This window comes from Undibacterium sp. Ji49W (genome assembly GCF_049340205.1).
In the GTDB taxonomy this organism is placed as follows: Bacteria; Pseudomonadota; Gammaproteobacteria; order Burkholderiales; family Burkholderiaceae_D; genus Undibacterium.
Window position 1 is genome coordinate 51,338 of record NZ_JBMPOW010000012.1, and the last position, 19,544, is coordinate 70,881.

Annotated in this window: 15 protein-coding genes; 6 read left to right on the top strand and 9 right to left on the bottom strand. The window is 54.3% G+C overall.

Annotated features, from left to right (window positions below; translation table 11 throughout):
* Both ACO0LK_RS15970 and ACO0LK_RS15975 read right to left on the bottom strand, forming a co-directional pair.
* Window positions 1-1,281: an MFS transporter gene (locus ACO0LK_RS15970; RefSeq protein WP_422976668.1), complete on the bottom strand. Its 1,281-nt coding sequence runs from the start codon at window positions 1,279-1,281 to the stop codon at window positions 1-3.
* 111 nt (window positions 1,282-1,392) lie between these two features.
* The gene (locus tag ACO0LK_RS15975; RefSeq protein WP_422976670.1) at window positions 1,393-2,565 is read right to left on the bottom strand and encodes an ROK family transcriptional regulator; all 1,173 of its coding nucleotides are present in this window, start codon (window positions 2,563-2,565) and stop codon (window positions 1,393-1,395) included.
* Window positions 2,566-2,916: 351 nt separating this feature from the next.
* Between ACO0LK_RS15975 and ACO0LK_RS15980 the strand changes: the two genes are divergently transcribed.
* Both ACO0LK_RS15980 and ACO0LK_RS15985 read left to right on the top strand, forming a co-directional pair.
* Window positions 2,917-5,652: a TonB-dependent receptor gene (locus ACO0LK_RS15980; RefSeq protein ID WP_422976672.1), complete on the top strand. Its 2,736-nt coding sequence runs from the start codon at window positions 2,917-2,919 to the stop codon at window positions 5,650-5,652.
* Between the two features lie 72 nt (window positions 5,653-5,724).
* A complete protein-coding gene (locus ACO0LK_RS15985; protein ID WP_422976674.1) occupies window positions 5,725-6,549 on the top strand; it encodes a DUF1868 domain-containing protein in 825 nt (274 codons plus the stop codon).
* Between the two features lie 22 nt (window positions 6,550-6,571).
* Here the strand turns inward: ACO0LK_RS15985 and ACO0LK_RS15990 are convergent, their stop codons facing one another.
* Window positions 6,572-7,702: a GGDEF domain-containing protein gene (locus ACO0LK_RS15990; RefSeq protein WP_422976676.1), complete on the bottom strand. Its 1,131-nt coding sequence runs from the start codon at window positions 7,700-7,702 to the stop codon at window positions 6,572-6,574.
* Between the two features lie 245 nt (window positions 7,703-7,947).
* On the bottom strand, window positions 7,948-8,331 hold the full coding sequence (locus ACO0LK_RS15995; RefSeq protein ID WP_422976678.1) for a hypothetical protein: 384 nt from the start codon (window positions 8,329-8,331) through the stop codon (window positions 7,948-7,950).
* A 98-nt stretch (window positions 8,332-8,429) separates the two neighbouring features.
* Between ACO0LK_RS15995 and ACO0LK_RS16000 the strand changes: the two genes are divergently transcribed.
* On the top strand, window positions 8,430-8,594 hold the full coding sequence (locus tag ACO0LK_RS16000; protein WP_422976680.1) for a hypothetical protein: 165 nt from the start codon (window positions 8,430-8,432) through the stop codon (window positions 8,592-8,594).
* Window position 8,595: 1 nt separating this feature from the next.
* On the opposite strand, the gene ACO0LK_RS16005 is transcribed toward ACO0LK_RS16000, so the two are convergent.
* From ACO0LK_RS16005 to ACO0LK_RS16020, 4 genes are all read right to left on the bottom strand, one after another.
* Window positions 8,596-10,008 (bottom strand): OmpP1/FadL family transporter, encoded by a 1,413-nt coding sequence (locus tag ACO0LK_RS16005; RefSeq protein ID WP_422976682.1) that lies wholly within the window; start codon window positions 10,006-10,008, stop codon window positions 8,596-8,598.
* A gap of 155 nt (window positions 10,009-10,163) precedes the next feature.
* Window positions 10,164-13,232: an efflux RND transporter permease subunit gene (locus ACO0LK_RS16010; protein WP_422976684.1), complete on the bottom strand. Its 3,069-nt coding sequence runs from the start codon at window positions 13,230-13,232 to the stop codon at window positions 10,164-10,166.
* The gene (locus tag ACO0LK_RS16015) at window positions 13,229-14,347 is read right to left on the bottom strand and encodes an efflux RND transporter periplasmic adaptor subunit (RefSeq protein ID WP_422976686.1); all 1,119 of its coding nucleotides are present in this window, start codon (window positions 14,345-14,347) and stop codon (window positions 13,229-13,231) included. Before ACO0LK_RS16015 ends, ACO0LK_RS16010 begins: the two co-directional genes overlap by 4 nt.
* Window positions 14,348-14,431: 84 nt before the next feature.
* Complete coding sequence (locus ACO0LK_RS16020) at window positions 14,432-15,091, bottom strand: TetR/AcrR family transcriptional regulator (RefSeq protein ID WP_422976688.1); 660 nt, start codon at window positions 15,089-15,091, stop codon at window positions 14,432-14,434.
* Window positions 15,092-15,192: 101 nt separating this feature from the next.
* On the opposite strand from ACO0LK_RS16020, the gene ACO0LK_RS16025 reads away from it, so the two are divergent.
* The gene (locus ACO0LK_RS16025; protein WP_422976690.1) at window positions 15,193-16,653 is read left to right on the top strand and encodes an efflux transporter outer membrane subunit; all 1,461 of its coding nucleotides are present in this window, start codon (window positions 15,193-15,195) and stop codon (window positions 16,651-16,653) included.
* A gap of 167 nt (window positions 16,654-16,820) precedes the next feature.
* Here the strand turns inward: ACO0LK_RS16025 and ACO0LK_RS16030 are convergent, their stop codons facing one another.
* A complete protein-coding gene (locus tag ACO0LK_RS16030; RefSeq protein WP_422976692.1) occupies window positions 16,821-17,213 on the bottom strand; it encodes an MAPEG family protein in 393 nt (130 codons plus the stop codon).
* A gap of 353 nt (window positions 17,214-17,566) precedes the next feature.
* On the opposite strand from ACO0LK_RS16030, the gene ACO0LK_RS16035 reads away from it, so the two are divergent.
* Together ACO0LK_RS16035 and ACO0LK_RS16040 are read left to right on the top strand one after the other, a co-directional pair.
* A complete protein-coding gene (locus tag ACO0LK_RS16035) occupies window positions 17,567-18,916 on the top strand; it encodes an HlyD family secretion protein (RefSeq protein WP_422976694.1) in 1,350 nt (449 codons plus the stop codon).
* Between the two features lie 160 nt (window positions 18,917-19,076).
* Complete coding sequence (locus ACO0LK_RS16040; RefSeq protein ID WP_422976696.1) at window positions 19,077-19,496, top strand: hypothetical protein; 420 nt, start codon at window positions 19,077-19,079, stop codon at window positions 19,494-19,496.
* The last annotated feature ends 48 nt before the right edge of the window (window positions 19,497-19,544 follow it).

The following is a 19,544-nucleotide window of genomic DNA, read 5'->3' on the forward strand; positions in this document are numbered from 1 at the left end:
TCACGCATCCACCTGCCGTGTAACATCGCCATACCGCTGCACCCAGGTCCAGGCAACGGCGGTTGTCAGCAGTGCGCATATGCCTATACCTTCGACCATGCCTTCGCGGCCTGCTGGTAATGTAGCTTTCAGGATTTCACCCAGCACGATGGCCACCGCTGTAATCAGGAAACCGCATAGCGAAGACGCCGTCGCCGCCAGTTTGCTGAACGGTGCCGACACGGCCGATTGGCCGCAGGACTGGTGAATGGCATGTGCAAACAGGAACAGTGATTGCGGCAGCAGGATGGCCCAGATCGATTGCCAGCCCATCTGGTTCAGCATCACGATGGCGATACCACCAATCAGCGTAATCAAACCCGCGATTTTCAAAGTCGTGCGTATGCCATGTTCAGCCAGCCATTTGCGGCAGGCAAACGTACCGGCAAGATGTACCAGGGAACTGAGGGAAAACAGATAACCCAGATCCAGCGCATCCAGCCCATACAGATCAGTAAAAACAAAGGGGGACAGCGACAGGAAAAAATAATGGCCGGAATAACTGAATGCCGTCAGCGCTGCATAACTTAAAAACAGCGGGTGTTGCAAAATCTGCCTGAACTGGTGCATGCATTGTTTCAGGATATCGGCAATGCTCGCTTTTTCAGCGTGTTCAGCATCATCGGCGTCATCAGTGTCATCGGTTTCCATTGTGGCCGGTGCCGGAGCCGTTTCCGGCAGTCTGATGGCAATGAACACCAAGGCCAACGCACTACAGACTATAAGCGTACCCAGCGCAGCACGAAAGCCGCCGACATAAATCAGACTGGCACCAAGCAGCGGGCCAGTCAGTGAAATCAGGCCCAGCCAGGAGAAAGACAGCGACAATATGCGTATCCCATCCACCGGCTGAAAACAGTCACGCACAATGGCGCGTGCACAGACACCGGCAGCAGCAATCCCCAGTCCCTGAAAAACCCGCCCCACCAGCAATACACCAAGCTCGCTGGTGAACGTGACGAACAAGCTGGCAAGCAGCAGCATGCCCAGACCAAACAACAAGACCCACCTGCGCCCCAGCCTGTCGGCCACCGGCCCCCAGATAATCTGGCCAAAGCCAAAACTGATGACCAGTATCGACAACGTCATTTGCGCTTCGGCGTCAGAGATGCCCAACTGCACTTTCAACAATGGCAACGCTGGCAAATACAGATAGCTGGCCACAGGATGCAAGCCAAGTAGCAGCACCAGCACGAACAGCAAAGTGCCCTGGCGCATCTGTTGGATTGTTTTTACGGGCATCAGCGCTTTCTTTTACCTGAGGAGAAATTCAGTCTCCATGGTAGCAGCCAGCATTAATATGGCCATGACAGTTTGGTGACAGAGATTATCAGGATGTGTTGACTCGGTCCATCAAAAGAAAAAATGCTGCTTCAAAGGTAATGATGCTGCACCAATGGCGGTTGCGTCACCACTGATTTCTGAAGCGACAATGAGCGCCTGTGGGCGTTGCACCCCACGTCTGGGAATATTGTCGATGACCAGTCTGGCGATCAGGCGCTCTGCCAGTGCCTTTGGCAAACGTCCACCTAGCACGATGCGTTCGGTATCAAGTATGCCGACAATGGCAGATGTCACCAGCGTCAGCGCAGGCAGGCAACGGTCTATCCAGCGGTCTACGCAGGGCCAGGCCGGGTCAAGATGCTCCAGCATGTCGTGGATAGTGGCAAAGGACTGGCCATCTTCATGACACATCAGACGCAGCATTTCCAGCGTTGGCCTTTCCAGACCCTGCCCCGGCAAGAAACCGGCAAATTCACCGGCATTGCCATGAGCACCGCGCATGCACTGGCCCCGGTACACAATACCGCCGCCAAATCCATGGCTAAAAAATAGATAGGCAAAATTCTGGCAGTGCATGCCCACGCCCAGCAGGCTTTCACCTATGGCTGCGGCATTGCCGTCATTGTCCAGCCAGACCGGGTAGCCCAGTTCTTTTTCCAGCAACAGATCAAGATCGATCAGCGCCAGGTCATCCAAAGGTTCGGGCGGGTTCAGTCTGGCTCCCTGGCCGACAAAAAAACCTGTCATGCCCACGCCCACCCCAAACAGGCGATTGCGCGCCATCGGGTGCAGATCCAGCAACTGGTCTATGGCGATACGCAAGTAGCTGCACAATTCCAGCCGCGTAATGGGGGCCATGCGCTTTGTGGACTGCCCGATCAGATTGCCGGCAAAATCGATCAACACCAGATTAATCTCATCGGTAGCGATAGAGGCACCGATGCAAAACGCAAAGTCTGCCACCAGGGCAATCTGGGGACTGGGTTTGCCCCTGGCCTTGCTGGGCAGGGCATCGGTAAATACCAGCAAACCCCGGGCGGCCAGGTCATCCACCAGTCGCATGACGGATTGCGCCGCCAGACCGGTCACCCTGGCCAGATCCGCCCGCGTCACCGCCACCTTGCGCCGCACCAGATCCAGCAACTGCCTTTCATTGGCGGTCACCGTGACAGGCTCACGGACTTCACGCGAAAATTTGCTGTGAAACCGCAGGCTGGAATGAGGATTATTTTGATGTGGCATTGAAGTGGCAAATTCAAGGTGAATACAAAGCACAATAAAGACCTGCCGACGGTAACAACACCACGGCACACGATTGAATTAATTATATAAAAATTAAATCACTTACGCTGAGTAAATATGCCTACGGGATAATAGACGGGCTTCAATTTTGCCTTTGCTTCCCATTTGTTTGGTTCCAGGTTCAAATTTACGTCTAAAAAATTATCAATAAAACATACATTCACATAAAAACCACAAAAACATCCGTGGTTCAGGTTTCATGTAATAATTAAGTCACAGGAAGTGAATAAAATAAAAAAGGACGAGCTGACCCTTTTTCCAGGGCGGACGAACTAACCAAGAGGATGACAAATGAAACCAGCACCCTATTCCCGTGATTGCCGCCATCTCCAGCGCAAGCCTGCCCTGCTGCCACAGCTATGTGGCCTGAGCCTGATTGCCCTGGCGGTTAACAGTGCCTACGCCCAAACCATACAAACCACACAAACCACACAAACCACACAAACTGCCGAAGACGATAAAGTCAGCACGATTACCGTCACCGGCAAGGCACTGGCGCTGAACAAGGCCATCTCGTTGAAACGTGACGGCAATACCATTGCGGACGGCATTTCTTCCGATGAAATCGGCTCCATCCCTGACTTTGGCCTGGGCGAAGCAGTACAGCGTGTGGCCGGGGTGTCGATGATTTTGAACAATGGCCGGGGTGAAGCACAGTTCATGACCCTGCGTGGTCTGAACCCTGATTACAATAGCCTGACCATCGATGGCATCACCTTCCCCGGTACAGAAACCACCAGAAGAACCGTGTCACTGGACGTGCTGCCCTCGTCATTTTCAAAACAGGTAAATATCTATAAAAGCCTGAATGCCGACATGGATGGCAATGCCATCGGTGGCACCACCAACCTGGTGACCCGCAGCGGCCTGGATAAACGTGGCTTTCATGTCTCTGGCAGGGCCGATGTCTCGCAATGGCGGGCGCTGGAAAAGAGTGATTCCAAACCATCCGGGCAAGCTGAAATGACCATCAGCAATACCTTTGGCAGCGATAACCAGTTCGGTGTGCTGATGTCTGCCGGTTATTACAAACGGCAATCGTCGTCCTTGCTGACTTCAATCGACAGCTATAGTTATTTCCCGACCACAGGCAGCCAGACCAATGCGGCCAAAATCAACCAGACCACCGCCAGCGTGGATGGCAGCATCGCCTTCCCGGACCGCGAAAGATGGCTGACCTATGACAATAACCGCGAGCGCAAAAGCCTGTTCGCCCGCTTTGATTATGATAACCGCGAAAACCTGAGCGCCCACCTGACCGCAGGTGCGTTCGAACATGTCAACACCGAAGACCGCCGCTCGCAGTGGTTGCAAAATGCCACGGCAGCGACTTCCCCTGTCAATATCATTTCCGCCACTGAAGGCAGCGTCGGCGTGGGGCAATCACAAACTGATTATTCTGCCTTTACGCAAACCCGCCGCATCAGTTATGTAGAGGCCGGTTTTGCCTACATGCCAGCCAAAGACAGCGTGATTGAAGCCGTCGTCAACAGTGCACTGGGCAGCTACCGGCAAGAATCGCAGTTATATACCTTCGTCAGCGCCAATTCTGCCAGCTTGGCCTATAACTACAGCGCCCAACCCGGCCAGATGCCTGTCCTGACACCAGTCAACCGCGCCTATCTGCAAGATGCCAGAAACTTTACACAGACTGAAAACACACGCAATGACGAACAAAGCAAAAACCGTTCAGTCGTCGCGAAAATCAGTTTTTCAAAAAATCTGGATGAAGGTTCTACCGGCTGGGGTTATAAAACAGGCCTGCAATCCCGTAAGCTAACGCAAAACTATAACTTCGACGAAGTGGCCAAATACATTCCTGCGACCGGCGTCAGCATCCCGCTGTCTGCAGTAGGTGCCAGCTCCGTAGCAATCACACCGTACACCAGCAACGGCCAGACCCTGCTTTTGGCTGATCCTGCCAATGCCCAGGCTTACCTGAACGCCAATCCGGGTAAATACGTTCTGTCCAGCGCCACCATGATCACCAACAGCACGCAAAAAGACTTCAACATCAAGGAAGACGTGAATGCGGCCTATGCCATGGCAGCCTACCGCGCCAAAAACTGGTCAGCCACGGCGGGTCTGCGCTATGAAGAAACCAAACTCGATATCGACACCTATGTGCCTGCGCCGCTGAACCAGACTGCCGTCTTTGCCCCAAGCGCAATGCATTCGTCGTATGCCAAAGCCCTGCCGTCGGTGAACCTGATCTATGATTTCAGCGACAGCCTCAAATTAAGAACAGCCTACAACAAATCACTGGGCCGTCCTACCTATGCTGACCTGGCACAAAATTCCAACAGCGTCAGCGGCACCACCATCAGCATCACCCAGGCCAATCCCAACCTGGTGGCGCGCACGGCCAATAATTTCAATGCATCGCTGGAATGGTATCCATCCAACACCAGCATGATATCGGCCGGTGTTTTCCGCAAAGACATCGACAATGAAATTGCCAAGCTCACCCGTACCGAAAATGTGACGATAGCCGGCACCATTTACCAAAGTAATACAACGCAGGCACAGAATGTTGGCAATGCCAGCGTCACCGGGCTGGAACTGCAATTGGTGAATACAAAATTCAGCAGCCTGCCAGCCCCTTTCAATCAGTTTGGTGCCAGCTTCAACTACACCATCATGGACATGAACCCGTCTTCCGTCACCATGCAAAACAAAACGCAAAGGCAAATGCCGGCACTGCTGGAATCGGCAAAATCCATCGCCAATGCGTCGCTGTTGTGGGGCAATGGCAATGTCAGCGCGCAACTGAGCTATAACTGGACCGGGCCAACCCTGATCACACTGTCCACCACCAATGCCGCGCAAGATGTGTATTACAAAGCCTTTGGCACCTTTGACAGCCAGATCAAATATGCGTATTCAAAACGGCTGGGCATCGTGATGCAGGCAAAAAATCTCCTGAATGCACGCCCAGGCCGCACCACCGGCCTGCAACAACAATTGGTACAGCAAGAATTTGACAATGGTCGTGCGCTATTCCTGGGCCTGACCTACGCCATGTAAAACAGACACTCAAAAAAATTGAAAGCCCGTGGCGGCCAGGTACGCTGCCATGGGCAATACGGAGAAAATCACATGCAAATCAGCAGAAGACGATTACTGTTAGGGCTGGGTAGCACGGTCGGTGCAGTCGGTGCCAGCCTGCTCAAGCCTGCCTGGGCCGGTGCTGTTGAAGCACAAGCCTGCGATGGCGCATCCCCTGTTCCCACCACCAAACCGGCGGATACGGGGCCGGGTAAAAAATTCGGCACAGCAGGCGAAGTGCAATTTTTCCCCGGCAATACCATCATCTGCCACCTGCCGCCTGCCAGTGCAACGCATACCGAAGTCACCAACGCCTGGCAACAGTTGCAAGACCAGACTGGCCAAACAAATATCACCTGGCTACCACCCACTTCGTATCATGTGACGATTTTTGAAGGAGTGGTAGATGCGCTAAGGCGGCCCGGCAACTGGCCGCATGGCCTGCCGCTCGATGCACCGCTGGAAGAATGCCATCGCTACCTGGCTGAACGCCTGCGCCAGTTTGACCTGGGCATCACGTTGCCGCTACGTTTTGTTATCGACGACACGCCCCGGCAAAAAATCCGGACCGCCATTCCGCTCAAATGCATAGATGATGCCGAGGCCAGAAAGCTGAGCGACCTGCGCAACCGTCTGTCTGTGGCGACCGGCATCAGGCAAGCGAATCATGACAACTATGAATTTCATAGCACGGGTGGCTATTACGTGAAGCAGTTCAGTAACTGCGAGGCAAACACTTACCAAAAGAATTTCCAGGCAATGCTAAGCAAGCTGAAAAAAAACCTGCCCGTCATTGAATTAGGCAAGCCCGAATTTACGCAGTTCAGTGACATGAGCCATTTTGAAAGGCAGTTTTACCTGTCCAGCCGCAGTTAGCCACAGTTAGTTAGTCCACTGCCTAAACTTTTTCCATGCCAGACAGACAAATCTGGTTACGTCCCTGCGCCTTTGCGGCATACAGTGCTTCATCGGCGCGGGTGACGGTTTTTTCAAATGGTTCACCTATCTTGTATTGGGCAACACCTATCGACACTGTGAAGTTGATGCGTGATCCGGCGAAGAGGATGACATCGGCCTCAACCGCAGCACGTACCCTTTCCAGGCAGATCATGCCAACCTCAAGTTCAGTTTCCGTCAGCAGGATAAGAAATTCTTCGCCCCCCCAGCGCGCCAGGGTATCGGTGGTACGAATATTCGCCTGCACCGTCTGGGTAAATTTTTGCAATGCCATATCACCAGCCTGATGACCATAGGCATCATTGACCCGCTTGAAATAATCAATATCGAGCATGGCCACCAGCAAGGGATGCGATGTGCGGTTGGTACGCTGGGTTTCACGCTGTATCAGTTCCAGCATATAACGACGATTGGCGGTACCGGTCAATTCATCATGATTGGCCGTCAGCTGAATTTTTTCCAGCGCCTGCGTCAGTTGCTGCTTCTGGTGGCGCATATGCTCGCGCATTTCTCGCAGACGCCAGGTCAGGAAGGTGGAACTGGCAAGTACAATCACCACCATGAAGAAATAGGCCCCGTATAAGGATGCGGCGTCGTTACCACCTTCATGCTGAAGCGCAAACAGGATGGCTGCGCCAAACAGGACCAAGCCGTAGACAGCAACAGTGACCACCTGGCGTATCGACAAGCCAAACATGCCAAACATCAGTATCACCGCCAACAGCGGCAAGGTCACGCCACGACCATCCCCCGCCAGGGCAAAAGCAGCGGCATTACAGGCAATGGCACTTAACATTTGCACAAAGGCCATCGACGGATCAGCCCAGCGCATCGAATAACCGCTGCGTATCAACGCATACACAATCACCAGCCCTGTTGTGCAACAAATAGCCCAGACCGTGACATCGCCCATACCGGCAATGCCAACCGCCTTCATGAAAAACAGCACCCCCATGCTGGCCAGCATCAACAAGGCCGCCAACACAAACTGACTGGTACGGATGCGCATTGCCTTCCCGGTGCCTAGCACCAGATCCAGACTACGCCTGATCCTTGTCCTTTTAGTGGGCATACCTGAGGCTCCGACAATTAGGGCTTATTGACCTGCTCCTGAAAGCAATCTTTCCTGTCGACAATAGTACAGGAAGTAATCTTGCGTATATGTCAAAAAACGTGTATTCCGCTTAAAGTGCACGCTTATGGCATCATCATACAGCGACACTGAGCTGTATCATGCGCAAAAAACTGACTTAGATCAGACCAGATCAATATATTTGGTCAGGCAGACGGGCCCTGCCCCGACTATTGACATTCACACTATGACGACGTTGTATAAACGTAGCGAACAATAGCCATACTCAGCGCAAACAGATAAGCGCAGACAAAGCGGTTCATTGGCGAACGTGCACTGCCACCAGAGCGCCAACTGCCCACCAGGGCCAGCAAGATACCGATACCGACCGGCATCAGCAGCAGGTTCAGCAGACGCGCCAATGCGCCATGGATAAAGTGATGTGGAAAAATCAGCAGGCTGATGCCACCGGCAACCAGACCGAAAACGGTATACCCCAAGGCTGCCAGCCAGGGGTTGACCGGCCCTTGCTGACGCTTGTTCCATACCTGGCCACCAAAACCAGTCAGGATTTCAGCAAGAAGCTGCAACAGCACTTCGCCAAAGATTTCAAATATAAATTCGATCATGAGCTGGGTAGTGGCGAACTAATTAGGGCGTGTTATACGGACAGCACGGCTATCTACAGGGCAGGTTCAAAGTAACAGTGACCGCCCAGAAATATAACATGATGATGACAGTAAACATCGCCAGATTCTCAACTACCCTGGCATGTGCCTGTGCTTCGAACTTTGCACCTGTCTGGATGAAAATCTGGCCTGTCATCATGCTTGACGACAGGCAACAGAACCCGGGTCATCAAAAAGCCACCAGGATACGTCCACCCAACTGACTCAGAACCTGTAGTTGTAAGCGATGCTGATCATATGCAGGCGGGTTTGCCAGGTACCCTTGGTCAGTTCTCCGTTGCCAGTGCATCCACTGATCAAAGGTGAGCAGGAATTCTTGTAGCTGCCGTCCACATCCTGAAAATGCAGATAGGAATATGCCAAATCAACAGATGAGTTGTCGTTCAGCTTCCAGTTCGTACCAAACGATAGTTGCACGCGGTCCGCATCTGGCAGAGCCGGGTGGCGCAGGGTGGTGCCTGCCACTGGCGACTGGTCGTAAGCCAGACCGCCGCGCAGGGTGAGCTTTTCATCGGGCTTGTAGCTCGCTCCCGCCGAGAAGCGCCAGGTGTTCTTCCAGTTCTGGAGGATCACCTCGTCGCCCTGCACGGTTCCAGGAAACTGGATGTTCAAGTTCGTCAAACGCGAAGTGCGTGTCCAGGTGGCATCACCCATCACGGCCCATTTCGGATCAATCTGCCGGAAACCGCTGATGGAGAAAGTCTCGGGCGTGTGAATATCCAGCAGCACAGCGGAATTGTTTTTGGCCGAATTGACGGCAATGATCTTGTTGACTACCGGATCGTTTGTCACATTAAAGTCCCACACAGCACTGCCCTTCAACTTGTGTGAAATCGAAGAACGGTAGGACAGGCCCAGGCGCGTATTCTGGTCCAGCTGGAACAGATAGCCCAGATTCCAGCCGTAACCCCAGTCCTCGCCATCCATAGAACCGTGACCATCCTTAACGCCTGCAAGGACAGCCGGGTTACCGCCAGCGGCAACAATGGTACGTAGCAGTGTCGCTGCTGCCGGTGTGCCCGTCAGCGCGGCGATCGAACCCGGCACATCCACACCCTGCCCAAGATTGGCTTTCATGAACTGGGCGCTCACGCCGAAGCCGAAGGAATGCTGTTCATTCAGCTTGAAGCCGATGGACGGATTGAGGTTGATTGATTCCAGCTTCACATTCGTCAGCGCGTAACGACCAGACCAATTGTTGTCGTAGTCCAGCTTGGTACCATAAGGCACGAACAGGCCAAAGCCAGCGGCCCACTGGTTGTTGATCTTCTTGCTGACATACAGGGATGGTGCAGCCACCATGCCCGGTGTGTAGCTATCCTGGGTAGTCAGGCCACCAGAACTGGTGCCAGTGAAACGCCTGGAGCCGGTGTCGGAGAAGGTCGAATGCGGTACGACAGCGGTCACGCCACCCACGATCTGGGTGCCATCAAGGTAGGTCAGACCAGCCGGATTGGCGTAAACGGTGGAGGCGTCAACCGCTTCGGCACCGTTGGCTTCAGCGGTGCTCTGGGCAGACACACTCTGAGAGCCGAAACGGTAGCCGGATGCATGGGAGGATAGGGTCACAGCACCCAAGGCGGCGGCGATGGTCAAGGTGATAAATTTTGGGTTCAAGATGTAGTCTCAGTCATTGTTAGTAGTTTGTTAATAGTTGTTAATAGTTTAGGTAATTCAGGCAATACAGTTTTTGAAGTCGGCGGCAAGAATGCCGCTCCCCTGTCGATCACCGTTGAAACGATGCCGGCACATTTTTCAGGATGGACAGCAAATCAGCTTTGCGATGGGCTTGGCCTGATCTTGAACCAGATGGAATACATCGCCGGCAAGAACACCAGGGTCAGAATTGTTCCTGCGAATGTGCCACCAATCAGCGTGTAGGCAAGCGTCCCCCAGAAGACGGAATGGGTCAGCGGAATGAAGGCAAAAATGGCTGCCAATGCTGTCAGGACCACAGGTCGGGCACGTTGCACAGTGGCTTCGACAACTGCGCGGAATGGATCCAGCCCGGCCTCTTCGTTTTCACGAATCTGCCCGATCAATATCAGCGTATTGCGCATGAGGATGCCTGACAGTGCAATCAGACCAACCAGCGCATTGATGCCAAATGGCTGCTGGAACAGAAGCAGCGTTGGCACCACGCCGATCAGTCCCAGTGGGCTGGTCAGGAACACCATGACCATCCCCGAGATCGAGCGGACCTGCAAGATGATGATGAGCAGCGTGAGCGCAATCATGATCGGGAACAGCGGTAACATCGCCGTAGAAGCCTTGCCGGATTCTTCTATTGAACCAGCCTGCTCAATTCGGTAGCCCGATGGAAGCCCGTCGATAATCGGCTGCAACTGCTTCATGATGGCGTTGGAAACATCCGGCGGCTGTAGACCTTCGGCGATGTCGCCGCGAACCGTGATGGTCGGTGTACGGTCACGACGCCGCAGAATGGGATCTTCCATAAGCACGTTGACGGCACCTACCTGAGACAGCGGGATACGTTGCCCTGCCGAGCCGACCAGCGTAAAGCCTGCGATCTTCGCGGGGTCGAGGCGGATATTGCCGGCCGCACGGCCCACCACCTGCACTGAACGGATATCTTCGCGTACCTCGGTAAGCGGTGCCCCGTTGAGCAGGAACTGCAACTGCAAGGCAACTGAAGCAGAGGTAAGACCAACACCCTGAAGCCGGTCCTGGTCGAGCGTGAAGTGCAAGGCAGGTACACGCGGGCCCCAATCCGTGTTGACGGTGCGAAGCATCGGACTGGCGTGCATGACGCTCTCGACTTGCGCGGAGATCGTGCGTAGCTTGTCAGGGTCTGGCCCCATAACGCGGTAGGCCACGGGGAATGGCGAGGGGGGGCCGAACACAATTTGCGTAACGCGCACCCGCGCCTCGGGCGCCAAACCGTCAGCCGCCGCCTGACGCAATCTGAACTTGAGGGCTTCGCGTTCCTTGTCGTCACCCGTAAGTACCACGATCTTGGCAAACGACGGATCGGGCAACTCAGGTGACATCGCCAGGAAGAAGCGTGGAGCGCCCTGGCCGATGTAGGATGTCACGATCCTGGCTTCCTTCTGCTTAGCGAGCCAGGCTTCGACCTTTGCCGTTGCGGCACTGGTTTGCTCAATGGAGGTACCATACGGCATCTGCACTTCAACCAGCACTTCTGGCCTGTCAGAGGTCGGGAAGAACTGCTTATTGACCAGCCCCATGCCAGCGATGGCCAACGCAAACGTCCCGATGACCGCTCCTGCCACCAGCCATTTACGGGCGATGACGCGTCCCAACACTTGCCGGAATCGGTTGTAGTGGCGGGTGTTGTAGATGGCTTCGTGCCCACCTTCAACCTTTTTGATGTCTGGCAGCATCTTCACACCCAGATAGGGTGTAAATACGACTGCCACCACCCAGGACGCGATCAGGGCGATGCCGACGATCCAGAACATATTGCTGGTGTATTCGCCTGCCGTAGAACGCGCGAAGCCATTGGGCATGAAACCGATGGCGGTAACCAGCGTGCCGGAAAGCATGGGGGCGGCTGTGTGGCTCCAGGCGTAGGCAGACGCAGCAACGCGGCCATACCCTTCTTCCATCTTCACTACCATCATTTCGATGGCGATGATGGCATCGTCCACCAACAGGCCCAGCGCCAAAATCAGCGAGCCAAGCGTGATGCGATCGAAGTTCTTGCCCGTGGCCGCCATGACGACGAACACGGCAGCCAAGGTCAGCGGCACGGCAGCCGCGACCACGATGCCAACGCGCCAACCCATGCTGACGAAGCAGACCACCAGCACGACCAGCAAGGCAACAAAAAACTTGATCATAAACTCGTCCACTGCCGAGCTGATGTTGACAGCCTGATCGGTCACCTTGGTCAGGGACATTCCCAGCGGGAGGCTGGCGTTGATCCTGGTGATTTCTGCCTCAAGCGCCTTGCCGAGGTCGAGCCCATTCCAGTCATCGCGCATCACGACGCCAAGCAGCAGTGCCGGTTCACCGTTGTTGCGGACCTGGAAGGTAGCCGGGTCTTCATAGCCGCGTTCGACGGTCGCCACATCCGACAATTTCAGCGTCCGCCCATGCGCAGCAACCGGAGTCTGTCGAATCTTGTCCAGGTTATCGAACGCACCATCGACACGAAGGAAGACCTGCGGCCCCTTGGTCTCGATGGAACCGGCGGGGGTCAATACGTTTTGGCTGTTGAGCGCGGCAAAGATGTCCTGCGGCGTGACACCTAACGTGGCCAGGCGGTCGTGGGAGAAAGAAACGAAAATGCGTTCGGGTTGCTCCCCTATGATGTTGACCTTCTTCACGCCCGCGACATGCAACAGTTGCTGGCGCAGCGCTTCCGCATCGCGCACCAGCAGGCGTTGCTGTTCGCCCTTGGCTTTAAGGGCAAGGAGCGCAAACGTGACATCGGCATACTCGTCGTTGACTATCGGTCCGATGACGCCGGCAGGCAGCTTTTTGGCCTCGTCCCCAAGCTTCTTACGGGCCTGATAGAACTCTTCCCGAACCTCCGAAGGTGGCGTCTTGTCGGCCAGGAAAACCATGGTGAACGCCAGACCGGGACGTGTATAGGTTTCCGTGCGGTCATACCACCGCAACTCTTGCATGCGCTTTTCCAGTGGCTCAGCGACCTGATCCTGCATCTCCCTGGCCGTTGCTCCCGGCCATGCGGTGACAACGGTCATCTGCTTGATCGTAAACGGCGGGTCTTCCGCACGCCCGAGTTTGAAGAAAGCAAGAATTCCAGCAACCGATATCAAAAAAATCAGGAACAGTGTAATGGATCGCTCACGCACGGCGAGCGCCGACAGGTTGAAACGAGCTTCGCTCATGGCGTCACTCCCGGCGTTGCAGCAGCGGCCTGGCTGGCTAGCCGCACTTGCTCACCTTCGCGCAGCAAATGTGTGCCCAGTGCGACAATCCGGTCACCTTGCTTGAGTTGTCCGGTGATTCCGCTGACATAGCCGCCCTCGTCATCCAGACGCAGGACCTTGACGGCGCGCCAGGAAACCTTTGCTGGTTCACCTTCGACAACCCAGACTCCTGGCCCCTTGGGTGCATCAAACAAAGAGGTAATAGGTACCCGTAAGCTGTCCTGAACCGCAGTATGTGCGTCTGGAATCAGGATGGTGACGGTAGCGCCCAATGGGGCGTTGGACATCTCTCCATCCAGCACATACCGCGCTTCAAAGGTGCGGGTTAGCCTGTCTGCGGTATCCGAGAGTTGTCTGAGTTTGGCCGGAACAGTAAGACCCTCTTTGCCAAATAGCGTGGCCTGACCAACTGAACCGACGGCAGGGCGCAAGGTCTCCGGCAACTGGATCACGGCTTCGCGATGTCCGGCGCGAGCAACACGTACCACGACCTGACCAGCGTTGACGACCTGGCCAGGTTCAACCAGCGTTTCCATGATGACGCCATCAGCATCTGCCACCAACTCTGCATAGTGGCTGGCGTTACGCGCAACTTCTGCCTGGGCTTCGGCTGCGTTGAGCTGGGCTTTGGCAGCATCTGCCGCAGCCTTGATCTGGTCATAGGCTGATGTTGATATCGCACCAGTTCCGCGCAGGTCACGGTAACGGGCCTCGTCCTCGGCTGTTTGCTGCGCCCGCGCCCGGGCGGCAGCGACCGCTTCTTGCTGGGCATGCGCTGCGAGCTTCAGGTCGGCTGGGTCGATGCGCATAAGCCCCTGCCCACGCTTGACAACTTGGCCAGTGTCCACAAGGCGCTCCAACACTTTGCCAGAGACCCGGAAACCAAGATCGCTTTGTACCCGGGCGGCTACGGTGCCCGTGAAAGTACGTGATGCAGCGGCCGCGTTTTGAACAGTAGCCACACGTACCAACGGCGCTTCGGTACGAGGGTCGGATTGCGGTTTTTCACTACAAGCAACCAGCGCAAACGGCAATACAGATAGAAAAGCAGAAAAAACGAGGCGACGGAACATAGGAATCCCATATAGAACTGAACAGGATTTCTATTTTGGGACTAGTGACCAATATTGTCAACAGTCACATGATGTTTTTCGTATTTATGGTGAAAGGCTGCGCAGCACCAGACTGGACAGTTGTGCCGGCGCATCATCAGTGGAATCCAGACTATGCTGCAAGATCAGTGGATTGAGATAAGGGCGAATCACCAGGTAAATTGCCGCCGCCGCCTCATCGAGCGGGGTCTTGCGCTCAAACTCCTCGGTCTCGCGCCCCTGACGCAGAATCTCTTCCAGCATGAGCTTGATGCGCTCCTCATAGGTACGTACTGCCTCCCAATGTTCGGTAGCAGCGGAGGCTGCAATGTCATACAGCTTGCGGTCTTCAAAAAACAGGCGAAGGCTGGACTCGACGATAGCCTTGAACATGCGCCGGAATTTCTCTGGCGGATGCTTGACCCCATCAACAGCGGCCCTGACATCCGCCTCAATCTCACGCAGGCAATTTGCGCAAATCAGTTCGCCAATGGCCTGTTTGGACTCAAAGAACTTATATATATAGGCCTTGGAAAAACCGATGGCCTTGGCAAGATCAGAGACAGTAGTCTTTTCGTAACCATACAGGCGAAAGTGCCCGGTAGCGGCAACGATGATCTGATCCCGCACTTCGTGATCGACCGGCCCCCGGGCCGTAGCCGGATGCGTGGTCGCCGTGGGGGCGGTGGTGGTGCTTGTGGTGGTTGTGGTGGTTGTTTTGCTCATACCCGACAGCTTACCTCTTAAATTTAATTTGCACAACATGTGACCATTTAGTGATATAGTCACTAAATATTTCACCCCTTTTCACTTCACGGAAGATGCCCATGTCGATCAAACGCTCTCTCTTGATGCTCGTCGCCACCAGTCTTGCAGCAGGTTGTGCTGTCGGACCGGATTACCGTCAACCTATCCCCGCTATGCCAGACCGTTACTTAGGTCAGACCGCAATTGAGCAGCGGCATGCAAAAGCCACCGCAGACTTCGTCGCCTGGTGGGAAGGCTTTGGTGATCCGCAACTGACCCGCTTTGTAACACTGGCGCTGGCGCAAAATCTGGATCTTGCCCAGGCGTCTGCTCGTGTCGCTCAGGCGCAAGCAGGGCTTGGTGCCGCGAATGCCGCGCTGCTGCCTTCCGGCACCATGAATGCCCAGGGTGCACGTGCCTACCAGTCGGTTGAAACGCCGCTGGGGCAAGTCTTGAATTCAAAACCTAATTCCGACCGCCACGGCAATGCTTATGAGGCCAACCTCGGCGCAAGCTGGGAACTGGATGTATTCGGCGGTGTGCGTCGCGGTCGGGAAGCTGCACTTGCTGAATATCAGGCTTCTGAAGCAGGCGCCACGGCAACACGACTGGTAGTGGCAGCACAAACCGCCGACATCTATATTAGTATCCGTGGATTGCAAGCCCGCCTTGACATCGCTCGCAAACAAGTACAAACACAACAAGACCTGCTCGCCAGGGTCAATCTGCTGCTTGGCAAGGGACTGGTGGCAGAACTTCAAGTGCGACAAGCCGAGGGCGCGCTGGCCCAAGTGCGGGCATCGGTACCTATCCTCGAAACAGGCTTGGATACCGCCCTGAATGCGCTGGATGTCATGTTAGGCAAACCGGCTGGCACCTATCGGCTAGAGCTGGCAAATGCGAGTGTTATTCCAGTTGCGCCGCAGATCGCATCCACTGGTGCGCCAAGTGATTTGCTCAGACGCCGGCCCGACCTGATCGTGGCAGAACGCCGCCTGGCTGCATCGAACGCCCGTATCGGCATGGCGATTGCCGAGTACTATCCCAAACTTTCCTTTAGCGGGCTGATCGGCAGCGCGACATCAGTGTCTGGCAACAACCTGTTTACCAATGGTGCGAGCCAGGCAGCAGGTGTACTGGGTCTTCGCTGGCGTCTGTTCGACTTTGGTCGCATCAACGCACAGATTGATCTGGCCAAGGGGCAGGAAGCCGAAGCGCTTGCCGCTTATCGCCTAGCTGTGCTGCGTGCGACCGAAGATGTAGAGAATGCATTCTCGGCCCTCGTCAAACGTGAGGATCAGGCTGATATCCTCACTCAGGGTGTGGGCTCGCTCAGTCAGGCAAGGGGCGCTTCGTTTGCGGCATACCAGAAAGGAGTCGTCAGCCTTATCGAAGTCCTGCAAGCAGACGAAAACTTGCTACGTGCCAGCGATACGCAAGCGCAAGCACAAACCGAATCAGCCCGCGCAGCGGTGGCGGTATTCAAGGCACTCGGCGGCGGTTGGCAACCCCGTCAATCCGAAGCGGTAGCGACGAGATAACCCCAACACACATCAACGGCTACGAAGGAGAGTATTTGGAACCTCGCCACCTGCACTACTTCGTCGCCATCACCAATGGATTACATTCCATCCGTGCGGCAAAGCACCGGCACATAAGGTAGTAGACCTTGGTGCGGGCAAAACCCCATTTAACCCGCCCCCACGCCTCAATGCGACAGCAGTTGCAAGGCCACCATGGCCTGTGCCGCAAAACCAGTGAGAAAAGCCAGCGTACGTATCCAGGGTATGCCCAGGGTATAAGTGACAGCGTGCACCAAGCGCGCCCAGAAATACAGCATGCTGGCCGTGGCGATTGCAGGGTTCGATACGCCCATGGCATTTGCCAGCAAAATCAGCGTGGCAAACACCACCAGATTTTCCACCGCATTGCCATGCGCCTTCATCAACCTTTGCGCCCATTTGGACTGGGGTTTCGGTTGCTCTTCATACCCAACCGCAGAAATCACCCCACGGGTCAGCACCCGTTCAAGAACATACGGCACCCACAAGACGCCGGTCAGCGCCGTGGCATAGCAAAGATAGAGCAGTTCTGGCTTCATTTTGTCCCCCTGATGATTTATATCGTCGTCATGATTGCGACGCCCAGAGATTATGATGCGCTGCTTTACTTTTGTGCAATTTTTTGCGGAAATTGATGTGTTTCTTGTGCAAATACGGACATTAAAGCAACCAGACACAGTAGCCCGCACACGCGGCGCGCGATTCTATCAAATGACTATTCAACAATACAATAGCTTGCACAAAAAATATATATTCACATTTTTTAACAATGTTTAAAAACTTCGGCTTATGATTATTCAAACGGCGCGAGATTGAGCTAACGATGAATATTGCCGTAGATAAACGAAGATGCCACATAGAAATAAACATATTGATGCAAATAAGGGCGCTAATGAGTAATTCCAGCCCTTTGTTCCGCCCCGAAGTCACAGCAGCATTAAGTAGTCAATGGATGGGTTCCATCCGCCTGGCCCAACCTGCCTCGGCAAGTCTGATTGCTGTCGTGGCAATGTTGATTGCTGCCGCATTGATTACCTACATCACTTTTGGCAGCATTACCAAAAAAGCCCGTGTCACCGGCATTACTGTTCCAGTTGGAGGCCAATTAAGTGTCGCCGCGCCCAATGCCGGTATCTTGCTGAACACCCACGTCAAAGAAGGCGAACTGGTCAAAGCCGGGCAAGTCCTGTTCACCATCAGTACAGAAAGACAAAATAGCCAGGGTGAAATCACTGCCCTGGTCGCCCAACAATTGGCCACCCGCGCCGATAGCCTAGCGGCAGAACAAAGACTGCGCCAAACCCAGTATCAAGAAAAGAAGCTGGCACTAAGCCAAAGGCTGGCGAATCTGGAGCAAGAATACAGCCAGCTTGAACAGGAACTGGCCCTGTCACTGCGCCGCCAGCAACTGGCGCAACAAAGCGTCAGTAAGTTTGAAACCCTGCAAGGCAATGGCTATGTCTCAGCAGCACAAACCCAGCAAAAGCAGGAAGACCTGATCGACATCAGCACCCGCTTAAGCACCTTGCAACGCAACAAGACCCAGCTACAGGCCAATAAAATCGCCCTGCAAGATGAACTCAATACCCTGGCAAACACGCTGGCAACCGACCTGACCCAAATCGACAGGGCCAAAGCAAGCCTGAAGCAGGAAGTGGCAGAAAACGCCAATCGTCAATCTAGCGAGATTACGGCACCACAAGCAGGTACGGTCTCAGCACTAACCAATCAAAATGGACAAACCATCAATGCGGGTCAGGTATTGGCGAGCTTGATACCATCAGATACCAAAGGGAACGTAGATAAATCGAAGGATGGTCAAACAAGCACTGAAACCGCGGGTCTGCTGGAAGTGCATCTGTATGTACCCAGCCGCACTGCCGGCTTCATCCAGCCTGGGCAGCAAGTATTGATTCGTTACGCAGCCTTCCCCTACCAGAAGTTTGGCTTACACACAGCAACAGTAACCGACGTCAGCCGTACTCCATTTGCACCATCGGAGTTACCACCCCATCTGGCAAGCACCATCTTGAGCAATGCCCAGCAGGCAATCAATGGGTTTAACAGTAATGAAGCTTTGTACCGCGTCAGGGTCAGGCTGGATGAGCAAAGCATACAAGCCTATGGGCAGGCACAAGCCATCAAACCAGGCATGACACTGGAAGCAGATGTGTTGCAGGACAGTAGAAAGATTTGGGAGTGGGTGTTGGAGCCAGTGCTGGCGATGACACAACATGCCTGAATTCAGGATGACAAGGATTTCAAATTCGAGTGCTGAGTCTGTCGGGAAACCCCAACAGACTCAGTTCGAAAAAACCGTTCAAGGTATTCGAGACCGAGAACGGAGCAGTAAAACCATGCCATGAGGTATGGTTCCCTTAACTACATGAAGGATACACAAAATGTACGAAATTACAAACGAAGCAATGTTAAATGACATTAGCGGTGGGCTCACCGATGAACCACCTCCAGCGGACTCGGGGTCCATAACAACAACGACAAAGTCCACAAATGAAATCTGTGCTGGGTTTGTCACGCCAGTTGCAACTATTGCAGCAGATTTTGGAGTAGGTGTGGGAATAGGTCTTGCCACAAAGAACATCGCTCTTGGCGCGTTGGCAAGTGCAGCCTATAGTCAAACTAACGCGTCTAGTAATGCTGGAGCTGCATTTGCTACTGACGTATGCTCAAGTTACGATACGACGCTAAACATGAACAACTCGATCTATTACGATAATGGCTCTAGTTGTACAAATTCATTTGTTGGCTCACTTGGCAGCGGTACTTTTTATGCCGATATGATGCCCGTAAAGAACAAGTAAAAGTAGGAATAATTGGGAGCGGTTCGGAATACTACTGGCCGCTCCTTT